The sequence below is a fragment of the Methylocaldum sp. 14B genome, from assembly GCF_002005105.1.
In the GTDB taxonomy this organism is placed as follows: domain Bacteria; phylum Pseudomonadota; class Gammaproteobacteria; order Methylococcales; family Methylococcaceae; genus Methylocaldum.
Genome location: NZ_MSCV01000021.1, coordinates 55,191 through 69,259, shown reverse-complemented (window position 1 = coordinate 69,259; position 14,069 = coordinate 55,191). Strand labels below are relative to the sequence as shown.

The following is a 14,069-nucleotide window of genomic DNA, read 5'->3' as shown; positions in this document are numbered from 1 at the left end:
CGAGCGGATCGCGACGGCGATTCCGCCGCGGGCGGTCTCCGGCGGCGCGACGAAAATCTGCCCTAAGAACCGATTCGAGGCTATCTTTCCCCTCTGCGCGAGGTTTTCCAAATCGAGATCAGCACCCATAATCCGCCGATGCCGGCGGCGGTAAACCCCAAAACGCCGAGGGCGGGCAGGCCGAACAGGGTGGGGCCGCCGCTGACGGTCATGACGATGGACGATCCGATGATGAGCGAAGCGGTCACCATGCCTACGGTTAATCGGCTGGCGGCCCGGTCCATGAGCATCCCGAAACGGTCCAACTGGCTGAGGTCCACGTGAACGTTGACGGCTCCGCTCCGGAGGAGCCTCATTAGTCTTCGGATGTCTTGCGGCAGGGCACTCAGGACCGACATCAGGCTGGCCAGATTGCGCCGGCCTTTTCGAAGCAGTGTGTCCGGGTGGTACCGAAGCACGCTGGCTTGCTGCAATAGCGGAGTCGCTTGCGCGACGATGTCGAAATCGGGATCGAGCTGGCGTCCGGTACCCTCGAGTGTGATCAGCGCCTTGAACAGCATGGTCAAATCTGGCGGCAGGGTAAGCTGGTGGTCCCGCATCAGACTCGTCATTTCTGTGAGCATGTCGCCCAGACGGAGCTGTTTGAGCGCGACGCCGTGATATTTATCGATGAACATGCCCACTTCGGCGACCAGTCGCTCGGTGCTGGGCGCGGCTTCGCCTGCCCAATCCAGCAATACGTCCACCACCGTGGCGGCATCCCGGACCACGATGGCATTGAGCATGTCCACCACTTGGTCCCGCCGCGATTCCGACAGCGAGCCGACCATGCCGAAATCGATGAAAGCCAGCCTGTTTTCGGGTAGAAAAATAAAGTTGCCGGGGTGTGGGTCGGCATGGAAAAAGCCGTCGATCAATACCATCTTGAGCACGGCGTCCGCGCCGCGTTGAGCCAGAATCTTGCGATCGAGTCCCGTGGCGTCGAGCGCCTTGAGATCCCGTCCGGCTATCCCTTCGATATATTGCTGAACATTGATCCGCTCGCCGCAGTATTCCCAGTAAACTTTGGGGATCACGATCGTGGGGTCGCCCGCGAAATTATCGGCGGCCCGCTCGGTGTTCCGTCCCTCGGTCAGCAGATCGAGCTCGTTGCGCAGGGAGATCTTGAATTGCCGCAGTACTTCTTGCGGATGGAATCGACTGACGTCGGGGAATTCGTGCTCGACGATTCCAACCAGACGCTCGAGCAGGCGTAAATCCGCTTCGATGGTCGGGCGGATACCGGGGCGGCGAATCTTGACGATCACCTGTTGACCGTCGGGAAGACGGGCTCGATGGACTTGTGCGATGGAGGCGGCGGCCAAAGGCGTTTCGTCGAACTCGACAAACACTTCGCTGACCGACCCGCTCAAATCTTCCTCGATCTGCGATCGCAGTTTCTCGAAAGGAAGCGGCGGCACCCGGTCGTGCAGTTTTTCGAATTCCGTGATCCAGTCCGGTGGAAACAAGTCCACGCGAGTGGCAAGGATTTGGCCGAACTTGATGAAGGTCGGCCCCATCTCTTCCATGGCCTTGCGCACGCGTTGCGGCGGATCGAGGCGAAGCAGCTCCTCGAAGCGGGTCCAGTTGAGCGCCCGCCCGGCCTTTTCCAGCAGCCGCTCGAGTCCCAGGCGCTTGACCATGTCGCCGAAACCATAGCGGATCAGGATGGACGCGATGTCGTGCAATCGCCCGAGATCACGCATTGCACTCAGAGTTTCAAGTATCATCGTCGAATGATTCGCTATTGGAGGAAACGCTCAAAATCCGTGCCGATCGCCGCGACGGAATTCGACGAGCGCGGTTGTGTGGCGGGCTGCCTGAACGCCGCTATCCTAGCCCGCATTCCTTACACCCTCCAATCGCAAACGGTCATCCGGGGAACACCCGGACGACCCTTCCAATCGCAAACGGTCGCTTCGGGAGCACCGAAGCGCCCCTTCCAATCGCAAACGGCATCTCTGGGAGCGCCAGAGATGCCCATCCCGCTGCGGACGCCGATTCGCTCGCCGAACCCTTAGATCGGTTGCCAAGGGGGATATTTCTTACCTTATGTTACACGATTGGCTTATCGCGCCAGCCAGCCGAGCGTCTGCTGGACATCGTACCTATCTAGGTCGGTTTCCCGGCTGCGCGTCGGGGCGCATTCAGCTTTCGTCGGCAGCGGCGTCGACGCTTGGCTGAGGGTCATTATGGCGTGTCATTCAGCGCCGTGGACTTCGCTTGCGCTCGTTATCTTCGGGCAGGACGATATTGAGTTCCAAAATCTCGCGGTTTTCATCCTGTTCCATGGAAACCGTGATGGCGTTTTGGTCTATGTTCACGTATTTGCGGATCACTTCCAGCAAATCCTTTTGCATGGCGGCGAGATATTCGGGTTGAGAGCGCTGCGAGCGTTCGTGCGCCACCAGGATCTGAAGACGCTCTTTGGCGATAGCCGCACTCGACGGCCGAGAACTTCGAAAATAATCCAAGAGTCCCATAATTAACCCCCGAACAGCCGACCGAACAAGCCTTTCCTTTCCTCTTCGAGGAAGCGATGGGGGACATTTTCGCCTAAGTACCGGCGTATCACATCGGCATATGCCTGGCCGGCATCGCTCTTGTCGTCGAGAATGACCGGCGTTCCCGCGTTGGATGCACTGAGCACGGCTTTCGATTCCGGTATTACGCCGAGCAGATGCAAGGAGAGAATCTCCTGTACGTCGTCCACGCTGAGCATTTCGCCCAGTTTGACCCGTTGCGGGGAATAGCGGGTCAAGAGGAGATATTCCTTGATCGGTTCAAGTCCCTGTTCGGCGCGGCGGGACTTGCTGGCGAGTATGCCCAGCATGCGATCCGAGTCGCGGACCGAAGAAACTTCCGGGTTGGTGACGACAATCGCGTCGTCGGCAAAATACATCGCCAGATTCGCGCCGCGTTCTATGCCGGCGGGGGAGTCGCAGACGATGTATTCGAAGGTTTCGGACAACTCGTTCAGAACTCGCTCGACACCATCCAGGGTGAGCGCATCCTTATCGCGGGTTTGCGAAGCGGGCAGAATGTAAAGGTTCTCGCAGCGTTTGTCTCGGATCAGGGCCTGATTCAAGGTGGCTTCCTGATTGATGACGTTCACGAAGTCATAGACCACGCGTCTCTCGCACCCCATGATGAGATCCAGGTTGCGCAGCCCGATGTCGAAATCGATGACAGCGGTGCGGTGGCCTTTCAACGCCAATCCCATGGAAACGGCGGCGCTGGTGGTCGTTTTGCCAACACCCCCCTTTCCGGAAGTCACAACGATAATTCTCGCCACTCGTGCTCTCCAGATTCAAAAAGCTTTGTTTACAGGTTTTCGATGATTAACGAACTGTCGCGCAGATAAATTTGCACCGGCTTGCCGCGCATGGATTCGTCCAAATTTTCGCTGATCTTGTAGTGTCCGCCGATGGCAATCAGTTCTGCTTGCAGGTCCGCGCAGAAAATCCGCGCATCCAGGTTTCCCTGTACCCCCGCCAATGCACGTCCGCGGAGTGAGCCGTAAATATGGATATTTCCGTCCGCCATGACCTCCGCCCCGGGACTGACTTGGGACAGAACGATCAGGTCGGCGCCGGAGGCGTAAATCCGCTGCCCGGAACGGACCGGCTGCTCGATCAGTTTGCTTCCGCTCGGCAGCTTGGCCGTCGCGCGCGATGAGGATTTCGAAGCGGAAGGCGCAGGCGCTGGTCCGGCGACGGTTTCGTGCTTATGTTCCGGAAATATGGCCAGTTTCGCGTCTTGCGCCGCCGCTTGCAGCCTTGAACTTCCGCCGCGGGTGCCGACCGGAACCAAATGATGATCGTGCAGGATGTCGATCAAATCGAAGAAATCGACATAGGCGTTGTTGGGCAGGTCGCTGAGATCGATCACCACCGGGGCATTACGGAAAAATTCCGGTGCTTGCCGGATCTTGTCTCTGAGCTGTTGGGCGACAAGCGCGGTGTCGCTGTTCGAAAGCTTCAGGATCGGCAGCGTAATGGAACCCGATTTGATTTCGAGCGAAACGGACCGGGCCGACTGTTCGTTAGACTTGACGGGCATCCTGATTGGGCGGGGCTCATCGGCGGAATTTGCGATGGGCGCATTCTATCACTCCCTTAAAATTTGCGTAAACGCAAGCCGCGAAAAGCGAATTTCCCGACTGAGGTTCCATCGAGCGAGCAGGGCACGCGCCAACGATGCTATGATCTTCGAAACGATCGCCAGTTTGCTGCGTCGCGCGTAGCCAGGAGGGAAGCTTCATGAGCCAAAGAGAGATAGATGGTACCGGCATTAGGGTTGTGCCCGTCGGGCTAGGTGCCATGCCGTTGTCCATCCAAGGCAGGCCCAGCGAAGAACAAGCGTTTCAAGTCATCGAGACCTTTCTCGCCGAGGGCGGCAATTTTATCGATACGGCAAACGTTTATTGTCTGGACGATTCCGACATCGGGCACAATGAACGCCTCATCGCCAAAGTTCTGGACCAACTCGGCAAACGGGATCAGGTTGTCATCGCAACCAAAGGCGGTCTCAGGCGCCCGGGCGGCGAGTGGGTGATCGACGGGGACCCGAAATTTTTGCGGGAGTCCTGCGAACGAAGCCTCAAAGACCTGAAGACGGATTGCATCGAGTTATATCAGCTTCATGCCGTCGATCCCAATATCGGCTTGCTGCCTTCTCTGGAAGAGCTGATAAAGCTCCGGGACGAAGGCAAAATCAGGCATATCGGGCTATCCAATATCACTAGCCTGGACATTCTCCAGGCCGCTCTCGATCACGCGCCTATCGTTTCCGTCCAGAACCGTTGCAATCCGTTCGAAAAGCAGGATTTCGCCAACGGCGTGATCGACTATTGCGGTTTGAAAGGCATCACCTATATCCCTCATAGTCCGGTAGGCGGACACTACGGTCACGTTCGTCTCGGTCACAGCGAATTGTTCGAACGTCTGGCCGAAAAGTACCGATCGTCCCGTTATGGCATCGCCTTGGCCTGGCTGCTGGCCAAAGGCGAGCATATCATTCCCATTCCGGGAGCCAGCAAGCCGACCAGCATCGCGGACAGCATGCGCGCCTTGCACGTCCACCTCGATCCGGAGGATGTTCGCGCAATCGACAACATACCGGAACTTCGGTGACTCATTGGCTTTTGCCCGCGACGACGGCATTCATCTGCTGGGGAATTTGGGCATTTCTGCCGAAACTCACCACGCGCTATATCGATCCCAAAAGCGCCATTATTTACGAGGCTGCCGGCGGGCTCGTCGTAGCGCTGGTTGTTCTGGCCCTTTTCGTCTTCAAGCCGGCCACGGAGCCGCGCGGCATGGTGTTGGCGTTGAGCACCGGGATCCTCGGGGCCATGGGAGCTTTCGCTTATCTTTATGCCATGACCAAAGGCCCGGTTGTGTTGGTCTCCACGGCTACGGCCTTGTATCCGACCGTCGCCGTGGTTCTGGCCTATTTTTTCTTGAACGAGTCGGTTACTCTCAAGCAAGCGATCGGGATCGTACTAGGTCTGATCGCGATGGTATTGGTTAGCACTTGAAGAGCGATTAGTCGGTTCTGCACAACGCGCCTTAAGGTTGCGTAGCCCATACCGGCAATGATGCTTGCCAGGGAATAAAACGCGCATGCAATTACCGGACTATCAAGGCGCCGGCATCGTAAATCTGCTCAGCTCGCTCATTACCGGGCTCGGTGGTGAGCCGAACGGCTATGCGCCCCTCAACGGCCTGTCATCGGCGGAGGTGGGCGCTTACCGCAATGTTGTTCTGATCGTAGTCGATGGACTCGGTTATGAATACTTGATCAGGCAGGACCGCGGCAGTTTCTTGCGGCAACATCTCCGCGGACGCATGACATCGGTCTTTCCGTCCACTACCGCGACGGCCATAACGAGCTTCTTGACCGGACTGGCGCCGCAACAGCACGGTTTGACCGGATGGCACATGTATTTCAAGGAGTTGGGTGCCGTACTGTCGGTATTGCCTGGTGTGCCTCGATACGGCGGGATACCGCTGGGGAAATGCGGCATCGAAGCCGAAAAATTTTTCGGCCATGTGCCGATCTTCAATCGCATTCCGCTGCCTTGCTATATCGTTTCCCCGCGCCGTATAGCCCATTCGGACTTCAACTTGGCGCATCAAGGCAGAGCCGAATTGCGAGATTTCGATACGATCGAGGAATTTTTCGGCGTGATCGTTCGGACTCTCCGGAAGGATGTTCATCGCAAATTCATTTATGCCTACTGGTCTGAGCTCGACCATATCGGCCATGAGAATGGATCGGCAAGCCCGGAGGCGGAACAGCATCTGGCTGAACTGGACAGCGCCTTCGAGGCGTTTTTCGGAAACATTGCGGGAAGCGATACACTGCTCATCGTCGCGGCGGACCACGGTCAAATCGATACCAGCCCCGAGCGTGCCATCGAGTTGGACGATCATTCGGAGCTGAATGAATGCCTGATATTACCTTTATGCGGTGAAAGACGGGCTGCATATTGCTATGTGAAATCGGGAGAGGCGCAACGCTTCGAACGTTATGTACAAGATAACTTGACCGCTTATCTCGAATTGCATCTCAGTCGGGATCTTCTCGCTTCCGGCTGTTTCGGTTCAGGCACGCCTCACCCGCGGTTGACCGAACGCATAGGCGATTACATGCTGATCATGAAGGAGAATTACGTGATAAAGGATTGGCTCCCTGGCGAACGCCCATATCGGCAGATCGGTGTCCACGGCGGCATGAGCCCGGAGGAGATGTTCGTCCCGCTTATCGTGGCGGCGGCTTAGGCGGGAAGGCTGCGTACGAGTAGGCTCGGGTTATGCGGACACTCGGTTAGATGCGGCCTCGGAGATCGCACTTCGACCCGAAGAGTCGAAGCTTTGTCTGTCACGATGCGAATGGATTCGAAGGTAGGCGTGCAAAGAAAAAAACCGGCACGGGAACGTCCGGTGCCGGTTTATGCGTCTTCTGACGTAGCGCTTAGAGCGTTTTCCATCCCGGTGTACGGATTCGTGCCAGGAGGGGAGAACGTAGGTCGGCAATCCCTTGCCGACAAAGCCCTTCGCCGAGCCGATACGTCGGCAAGGGATTGCCGACCTACATATCCGAATCCCTTACACCGATTCGGAAAACGGGCTAAAGCTGTTCGTTTTCCGGTTTTTCCTTCTTTTCGGTATCTCCGTTGCTTGGGCTCAAGCCTTCCAATTCAAGGTCCATTTCCTGCTCGAACTCATCCTCCAGAGGAGGGTTGCCGTCATGGATCAGGTAATTGCGCTGCTGAAAGTAAGCGTTACGAATAAACTCGTAACGGTCGACCGAGGCCTCGTCAACGATTTTGGTGGCGCTCAACAGGTCGGCGCGCATGTCGACCGTTTTCAGAGTGCCCGTTCCATAGGGAATCGCGGCCGGAGTGATCCAGTTAATGGGGTTGGCGGCGGTGTCTCCGGCCAAGCCGAGGGCGCCGCGGGGCGTGCTTGGTCCGATGAACGGCAGAACCAGATAGGGACCCGACGGAATGCCCCAGGCGCCCAAGGTCTGATCAGTATCTTCGTTGTGTTTCGGTAGATCGAGCTTGGAGGCGACATCGATGAATCCGCCCACACCCAGAACCGTATTGACCAGGAATCGGCCGGTGTCTTGCCCGGTTTGGAGAAGCTTGAATTGCAATAGGTCGTTGGCGATTACGCCAATGTCGTCCACATTGCTGAAGAAGTTGGTGATACCCTTATCGACGAACGACGGCGTGATATATTGATAGCCCTGACTGACGGGCTTCATGACATAATCGTCCAGAGTATCGTTAAATTTCTGAACGCCGCGGTTCCACCCTTCCCAAGGGTCGCGTGGATCATGCTTGGTGGCGGTCGCGCAGCCGGCAAGACTCACGATAAGCGCGAGTCCGAAGACCGGCAATGAAGGGCGTAACTGGCGAGTTGTTTTCATTTTTTTTGTTCCTTTCCCGAAGTCGATCAGGCTTTCTCTAAAATTAGCATATCCAGGGCGAAGCTTCGAGCTACCGTGAACTTAAATTCGAGTTGACGGGAAAATATAATGAGCTTAGCGAACCTAGTCGAGAAAAAAATGCGATCGAATAATGCCTGATCATCATCTCGCCAGTTTGGCGCGCCGCTTCCGCGGCTATTTGCCTGTCGTCGTCGACGTCGAAACCTCGGGTCTAAGCCCTTCGGAACATGCTTTGCTGGAAATTGCCGTGGTTATTCCCGAGATGAACGGCAACGGCCATCTCCAGATCTGTGAGACCCATTCCACTCATATCAAGCCGTTTCCAGGTGCTCGCATGGATCCGGCTGCCTTGAGTTTCAACAAGATCGATCCTTATCACCCGTTTCGATTCGCGGTGGATGAGAAGGAAGCGCTCTCGAAGATCTTCCAGCCCATTCGCGCCGCCGTCCGGCGCACCGAGTGTACTCGGGCGATCCTGGTCGGGCACAATCCCGCCTTCGACATCGGTTTTTTGAACGCGGCAGTGGCGCGGTGCGGGATCAAGCGGAATCCTTTTCACCCTTTCAGCACTTTCGATACCGCTACTTTAAGCGGTCTGGTTTACGGCCAAACCGTGCTGGCGAAGGCGGTGCAAGCGGCGGGATTCGAGTGGAACAACGACCAAGCGCATTCCGCGATTTATGACGCCGAGCAAACCGCTCGCCTGTTCTGTACGATCGTAAATCGCTGGAAAGACCTGGTAACGATTGAAAAAGGCAGCCCGGAGGATTTACTCGGATGAATCCACCGAAGTAGGAGCCGCTTCGCTCAGCCGCTTCTGCAACTCGCCGCTTTCGAACAGCTCCAACATGATATCGCTTCCGCCGACCAGCTCGCCGTTAATGTAAAGCTGCGGAAACGTCGGCCATTGAGAAAATACCTTCAGCCCCTCTCTCAGCTCGGGATCTTCGAAGATGTTCACGTAAGCGTACTCGACGCCGCAGCGTTCCAAAATTTGCACTGCCCGTCCCGAAAAGCCGCACTGAGGAAAATCGGGAGACCCCTTCATGTAAAGGATCACCGGATTCTCGGCGAGTTGTTTCTTGATGCGTTCTGTAACGTCCATACCGGCTGTCTCAAATTAAAGTGGATAAAATACCTTAGTGAATCTATCAGAAATGATCGGCGCTCGGAAGGCCGACTCTGATGCTTAAACTTTGTCGTTTACTGTTGGATAATCCGCTAAAGCGACAATTTCATCACTCAAAATAAATAAGGAATTCTCTGCATGCATCAGATTACCCTCATTCCCGGTGACGGTATCGGACCTTCCATCGTCGATGCCGCGGTCAGCGTGATCGAAGCGACCGGCGTAAGAATCCACTGGGATCGGCAATTAGCCGGCATGGCGGCTGTCGAAAAACATGCCGATCCATTGCCCGATGCGACCATCGAATCAATCCGGAACAATCGAATTTGCTTCAAAGGCCCGCTGACCACGCCGGTCGGCGGGGGTTACCGAAGCGTCAACGTAACCTTGCGACAGACATTCAACTTGTATGCGAATGTTCGTCCGGCCATTTCTTTCGAAGGCACCAGCACACCGTTTCAAAATGTAAACCTGGTGACGGTTCGCGAGAATACGGAAGGCCTCTACGCCGGTATCGAGCATTTCATCAAGGTCGATGCGGAAAAACTGGGAGCAGAAAGCATCGCGATCGTTACCAAGAAAGGCTCCGAACGGATCATCGAATACGCCTTTCAATATGCGCGCAAAACCCAGCGCAAAAAAGTGACGCTGGTGCACAAAGCCAACATTTTGAAGTGTACCTCCGGGCTGTTTTTGGAAATCGGTCGGGAAGTCGCCAAGGCTTATCCGGAGATCGAGTTCGAAGACAAGATCGTCGACGCCTGCTCGATGCAACTGGTCATGAGGCCGGAAGTGTTCGATGTGATCGTTACCACCAACTTATTCGGGGATATTCTGTCCGACTTGGCGGCAGGTCTCATCGGCGGGTTGGGATTGACCGCAGGCGCGAACATCGGCACCGATGCCGCTTTATTCGAGGCCGTGCACGGCAGCGCGCCGGATATTGCCGACAAGGGCATTGCCAATCCGACGGCCATGATCCTGGCGGGCGCCATGATGCTCGAACATATCGGGGAGCTCGACGCTGCCCGGAAGATCGAACAAGCCGTCCGTAAGGTCATCCGCGACGGCAGAATCGTGACGCCCGACCTAAACGCGAATTCGCCCTACGGAACGCAACATATGGCCGATGCCATAATCCGCGAGCTCATCGAGCAAGGCTGATCGGAAAGCACCGTTCTCGTAGAAGTTTTCTGCTGCCAGGCAGCCCAACACAGTATCTCAAGATTGGCCCCATGACCGACTTACATGGGGCCAAACGCAGACGGACCTTGTTCGCCAAGGCGCGAATAGGAAAAATTGGATTTGATCAATCGGACGTCTCGCGCTAATCTATTAGGCCTTCCGCTACGTCCCCATCGTCTAGCGGCCCAGGACTCCGCCCTCTCACGGCGGCAACAGGGGTTCGAACCCCCTTGGGGACGCCAAGTTTATATAACCTTGGGACAGTAAGGTCCCGACGGTCGTTTGTCCTTCCGCCCGCAATACTTTCTTGCCTTTCCGTTCCACCGGAATACACCGAATCGGTTCCTTGAGCAGTTGCCGGAGCGCTTTTCGTGCCGCGGCCACATCGCGCTGCATCCAGCGCGTCAAACCTCTGGAGTGACGCTCATTTGCGCCAGTAGGCCGGCGTGAACAGGATCAGCGCCGTGAACACCTCGATGCGGCCAAGAAACATGGCCAAGGTGCAGATCCACGTTTGAAAGTCGGTCAATCCGCCATAATTCGTGGCAGGCCCTACTTCTCCTAACCCCGGACCCGCATTGTTGATGCTGGCGAGCACGGCGGAGAACGATGACAGGAAATCGAGTCCACTGATTACGAGCAATAAGGTAAGGACCACGACGCTCATGAAATAGACAAAAATAAATCCGAGCACCGACAGGACGATCGGTGACTGAATGACCATATTGCCGAGTTTGAGCGGGTTGACCGAAGTGGGGTGAGTCAGCAGGAACATCTGGAGCTGGCTTTGTTTGACGAGAATCAGGGTCCGCATCATCTTGATGCCGCCGCCGGTGGATCCGGTGCAGACGGCAACGCAACTCACGAAGAACATCCACAGCGGCGCAAAAATCGGCCACTCGTTGAAATCGGCGGTGACAAACCCGCAGTCGGTGCCGATGGACACCAAGCTGAAGCTCGCGTGGCGAAGGGCGGTCGGAAAATCCGCATAAGTGCCCTGAAGCCACAGATAAAGCCCAATTGCCACGCAACTGCCCACCACAAGCACCAGATAAGGTAGCAACTCGACATCATGCTTGTACGGCATCAGGCTCCTGCCGCGGAGCGCCAGAAAATGCGTGGCGAAGTTCATCCCCGCCAGCAGCATGAAAACGATCAAAACCGCCTCGATTGCGGGCGAATTGAAGTGGCCGACACCGGCGTCGTAGGTGGAGAACCCGCCGAGCGACAAGGTTGCAAATGCATGGCAGACAGCGTCCAGCCACGTCATCCCTGCCCATTTCAAGGCAAAAATGCAGGCCACGGTGATGCTGCCGTAAACCAGCCAGAGATTCTTGGCCGTCTCGGTAATGCGCGGCGTGAGCTGGCTGTCTTTCATGGGGCCGGGCGTTTCAGCCATAAACAGCTGGCGGCCACCGACACCGAGCACCGGGAGAATCGCCACCGCCAAGACGATGATTCCCATGCCGCCCAACCAGTTGAGTTCATGCCGCCATAAATTGATGGCGGGCGGCAGCCGATCCAATCCGGTCAGAGTCGTGGCGCCGGTAGTCGAAAGTCCGGACATCGTTTCGAAGTAGGCGTCGGTAAACGACAGGTTCTTCAGATACGACATGAGTGGAAAAGTTGCAAAGGCGGCCATTCCCGTCCAGGCGAGCACCACCAGCATAAAGCCCTGTTTGGCCTTCAACTCCCTATCGAATTGGCGGGTCAGTATCCAAAGTAGCAAACCCGCACCCAAGGTGAGCAGCATGTCCTCGATGAAAAGCAGTTCCGTCCCATCCCGATAAATGAGCGACGTCAAAATAGGCAAGATGTAGGTCATGCTGAAGACCATTAGCATCAGCCCGAAAACCCGGGCCAGTGACAGAAATTGAATCATGCTGAAATGCTTTTTTGTTCTTATTAACCCGGCCTATAAATATAGGCCGGGTTAATCCGGGGCAGGGATGCCCCGGCGCGGCGACAAGCCGCGTGAGCCCAGGCCGGGCGTGTACCGGCCTGGGCGGCGGCCCGAAATACCAGGAGGGTATTTACGGGCCTGATTAATAAGATTTCTGTATGCGCAGAATAAAAGGCATCGGAATTTCCGTCCGTAAGCGATCACTATCCCATTTTCTTTGAGACGATAGCCATTCCAGAACTTACCCTGCGCGCTAAAAATACCGGGCATTGATCACGAAATGCGCGACTATGCTGCCGGCATACCCGAGCGCAATGGCCGGAACCCATTTCAGGTGTGTGCTGAAGGTATAGAAGCCTTTGGCTTGACCGAGAAGTCCCACACCCGCCGCCGAGCCGATGGCGAGCAGGCTTCCCCCGACACCCGCCGTCAGCGTCACCAATAACCATTGCCCCTGTGAGATATCGGGCATCATCGTCAGCACGGCGAACATGATGGTGCCGTTATCGATGAAGGCGGAGATGATGCCCACCAGCACGTTGGCGATGGTGGGGTCGAGATCGGTATAAAGGAACTGCGAGGCGTAGTTCAAATAGCCGATGAAGCTCAACCCCCCGACGCTGACCATGACGCCGTAGAAGAACAGCAGCGTGTCCCATTCCAATCGCGAGACGTTGTGGAATACGTCGAAATGATGCCGTTCCTCCAGGTCGTAGGGGATTTCCATGGCATCGGTATCGGCGACTTCGCCCGAATTGCCGCGTGGCGCCGCAGTCTTCTGCAGGTAATAGCTGAAGAATTTCAGATAGGTGAGCCCCGCCAACATGCCGGCGGCCGGCGGGAGACTCAGGAAGTTCTCGAAACAGACGGCGGTGACGATGGTCAACAGAAACAACAGAATAATCGTTTTCGCCCCGCGCCGCAGGGCGAAAGCCTCCAGAGCGGGTGCCGGCTTTTCCTTGGGAACCCAGAAGTACATGATGGCTGCCGGCAGGACAAAATTGACGATGGAGGGGACCAGCAACGAATAGAACTCGATGAACGGCACGACCCCTTTTTGCCAGACCAGGAGGGTCGTGATATCGCCGAACGGACTGAAGGAGCCGCCGGCATTGGTGGCAACCACCACGTTGACGCAGGCCACGCCGATGAAGCGGCGGTTATCCCGCCCCATCGCCATGATCACGGTGCCCATCAAAAGGGCGGTGGTGAGATTGTTGCACACCGAGGACAGCAAGAAGGACAGGCATCCGGTGATCCAAAACAGCTGCCGATAGCTGAAGCCCTTGCGCAGCAGCCAGATACGCAGGGATTCGAACACCCCCCGATCTTCCATGGCGTTGAGGTAGGTCATCGAAACCAGTATGAACAGGAATAGCTCCGCGTACCCCTCCAACCCAGTGCGGAATGCTTGCTCGGCCTGCTCGCCAAGGCCGTCCCGGACGTATACGGCAGCAATCAAGACCCAGATGAGGCTGGCGGCAAGAACCATCGGCTTCGATTTCCTGAGTTCCGTGACCTCCTCGATCATGGCCAGCGCATAAGCTCCGAGGAAGATCGCGACGGCCAGATAGCCGACGGCATGATGGGTCAGATCCAGCGGCGGCGGTAGGCTGCCCTCGGCGCTCAGGGCCGGGACCGGTAAGGCGGCAAGCACGATCATCAGCCATTTCTTATTCATGATTGATCGGCGATTGATCGGCTTGTTGGTGAGTACGATGTAGCCGTGTTTCTTGACCGATCAGCCGCTGATGACGGCTGCCCGCTTGTCTCGTTATTAAGACGTGAAGCATGGATGGCATTCCGCTGTTTAATGTTGAACGAAAAGGCAATGCAGACCTGATCATG

13 protein-coding genes and 1 tRNA gene are annotated in these 14,069 nt (G+C 56.4%); 6 read left to right on the top strand and 8 right to left on the bottom strand.

The annotated features are described in order from the left end of the window. Positions 1-80 precede the first annotated feature (80 nt). From B2A78_RS15720 to minC, 4 genes are all read right to left on the bottom strand, one after another. Positions 81-1,769, bottom strand: coding sequence for an AarF/UbiB family protein (locus tag B2A78_RS15720; RefSeq protein ID WP_077730957.1), 1,689 nt, complete (start codon positions 1,767-1,769; stop codon positions 81-83). A 474-nt stretch (positions 1,770-2,243) separates the two neighbouring features. Further along, positions 2,244-2,522 carry a cell division topological specificity factor MinE gene (minE, locus tag B2A78_RS15715; RefSeq protein WP_077730956.1) on the bottom strand — a complete coding sequence of 93 codons (279 nt, stop codon included), beginning with the start codon at positions 2,520-2,522 and terminating at the stop codon, positions 2,244-2,246. Between the two features lie 2 nt (positions 2,523-2,524). After that, entirely contained in the window at positions 2,525-3,334 is an 810-nt protein-coding gene (minD, locus tag B2A78_RS15710) for a septum site-determining protein MinD (protein WP_077730955.1), read from the bottom strand. A 29-nt stretch (positions 3,335-3,363) separates the two neighbouring features. After that, on the bottom strand, positions 3,364-4,101 hold the full coding sequence (minC, locus tag B2A78_RS15705; RefSeq protein ID WP_077730954.1) for a septum site-determining protein MinC: 738 nt from the start codon (positions 4,099-4,101) through the stop codon (positions 3,364-3,366). Positions 4,102-4,301: 200 nt separating this feature from the next. Between minC and B2A78_RS15700 the strand changes: the two genes are divergently transcribed. The 3 genes from B2A78_RS15700 to B2A78_RS15690 all read left to right on the top strand — a co-directional run bounded on the left by B2A78_RS15700 (position 4,302) and on the right by B2A78_RS15690 (position 6,827). Further along, positions 4,302-5,174 (top strand): aldo/keto reductase, encoded by an 873-nt coding sequence (locus B2A78_RS15700; RefSeq protein WP_077730953.1) that lies wholly within the window; start codon positions 4,302-4,304, stop codon positions 5,172-5,174. Then, positions 5,171-5,581 (top strand): DMT family transporter, encoded by a 411-nt coding sequence (locus B2A78_RS15695; protein WP_077730952.1) that lies wholly within the window; start codon positions 5,171-5,173, stop codon positions 5,579-5,581. Before B2A78_RS15700 ends, B2A78_RS15695 begins: the two co-directional genes overlap by 4 nt. 85 nt (positions 5,582-5,666) lie before the next feature. Then, positions 5,667-6,827: a nucleotide pyrophosphatase/phosphodiesterase family protein gene (locus tag B2A78_RS15690; RefSeq protein ID WP_077730951.1), complete on the top strand. Its 1,161-nt coding sequence runs from the start codon at positions 5,667-5,669 to the stop codon at positions 6,825-6,827. A gap of 349 nt (positions 6,828-7,176) precedes the next feature. Here the strand turns inward: B2A78_RS15690 and B2A78_RS15685 are convergent, their stop codons facing one another. Next, on the bottom strand, positions 7,177-7,983 hold the full coding sequence (locus tag B2A78_RS15685; protein WP_077730950.1) for a VacJ family lipoprotein: 807 nt from the start codon (positions 7,981-7,983) through the stop codon (positions 7,177-7,179). Between the two features lie 151 nt (positions 7,984-8,134). On the opposite strand from B2A78_RS15685, the gene rnt reads away from it, so the two are divergent. Next, on the top strand, positions 8,135-8,785 hold the full coding sequence (gene rnt, locus B2A78_RS15680) for a ribonuclease T (RefSeq protein WP_077730949.1): 651 nt from the start codon (positions 8,135-8,137) through the stop codon (positions 8,783-8,785). On the opposite strand, the gene grxD is transcribed toward rnt, so the two are convergent. Next, positions 8,774-9,109 carry a Grx4 family monothiol glutaredoxin gene (grxD, locus tag B2A78_RS15675; RefSeq protein ID WP_077730948.1) on the bottom strand — a complete coding sequence of 112 codons (336 nt, stop codon included), beginning with the start codon at positions 9,107-9,109 and terminating at the stop codon, positions 8,774-8,776. The two genes, rnt and grxD, sit on opposite strands and share 12 nt — an antisense overlap. A gap of 162 nt (positions 9,110-9,271) precedes the next feature. Between grxD and B2A78_RS15670 the strand changes: the two genes are divergently transcribed. Further along, positions 9,272-10,297 carry an isocitrate/isopropylmalate family dehydrogenase gene (locus B2A78_RS15670; RefSeq protein WP_077730947.1) on the top strand — a complete coding sequence of 342 codons (1,026 nt, stop codon included), beginning with the start codon at positions 9,272-9,274 and terminating at the stop codon, positions 10,295-10,297. Positions 10,298-10,484: 187 nt separating this feature from the next. Further along, a tRNA-Glu gene (locus tag B2A78_RS15665) sits at positions 10,485-10,560 on the top strand. 182 nt (positions 10,561-10,742) lie between these two features. Here B2A78_RS15665 and B2A78_RS15660 read toward each other — a convergent pair. Further along, positions 10,743-12,200 (bottom strand): potassium transporter TrkG, encoded by a 1,458-nt coding sequence (locus B2A78_RS15660; RefSeq protein WP_077730946.1) that lies wholly within the window; start codon positions 12,198-12,200, stop codon positions 10,743-10,745. Positions 12,201-12,474: 274 nt separating this feature from the next. Continuing rightward, complete coding sequence (gene nhaD / locus B2A78_RS15655; RefSeq protein ID WP_077730945.1) at positions 12,475-13,902, bottom strand: sodium:proton antiporter NhaD; 1,428 nt, start codon at positions 13,900-13,902, stop codon at positions 12,475-12,477. Positions 13,903-14,069: the final 167 nt, after the last annotated feature.

Excerpts from the sequence above, each read along its gene's own strand:
- B2A78_RS15720 (WP_077730957.1), bottom strand. The coding sequence starts at position 1,769 with ATGATACTTGAAACTCTGAGTGCAATGCGTGATCTCGGGCGATTGCAC.
- minE (WP_077730956.1), bottom strand. The coding sequence starts at position 2,522 with ATGGGACTCTTGGATTATTTTCGAAGTTCTCGGCCGTCGAGTGCGGCT.
- minC (WP_077730954.1), bottom strand. The coding sequence starts at position 4,101 with ATGCCCGTCAAGTCTAACGAACAGTCGGCCCGGTCCGTTTCGCTCGAA.
- B2A78_RS15700 (WP_077730953.1), top strand. The coding sequence starts at position 4,302 with ATGAGCCAAAGAGAGATAGATGGTACCGGCATTAGGGTTGTGCCCGTC.
- B2A78_RS15690 (WP_077730951.1), top strand. The coding sequence starts at position 5,667 with ATGCAATTACCGGACTATCAAGGCGCCGGCATCGTAAATCTGCTCAGC.
- B2A78_RS15685 (WP_077730950.1), bottom strand. The coding sequence starts at position 7,983 with ATGAAAACAACTCGCCAGTTACGCCCTTCATTGCCGGTCTTCGGACTC.
- rnt (WP_077730949.1), top strand. The coding sequence starts at position 8,135 with ATGCCTGATCATCATCTCGCCAGTTTGGCGCGCCGCTTCCGCGGCTAT.
- grxD (WP_077730948.1), bottom strand. The coding sequence starts at position 9,109 with ATGGACGTTACAGAACGCATCAAGAAACAACTCGCCGAGAATCCGGTG.
- B2A78_RS15670 (WP_077730947.1), top strand. The coding sequence starts at position 9,272 with ATGCATCAGATTACCCTCATTCCCGGTGACGGTATCGGACCTTCCATC.
- B2A78_RS15660 (WP_077730946.1), bottom strand. The coding sequence starts at position 12,200 with ATGATTCAATTTCTGTCACTGGCCCGGGTTTTCGGGCTGATGCTAATG.
- nhaD (WP_077730945.1), bottom strand. The coding sequence starts at position 13,902 with ATGAATAAGAAATGGCTGATGATCGTGCTTGCCGCCTTACCGGTCCCG.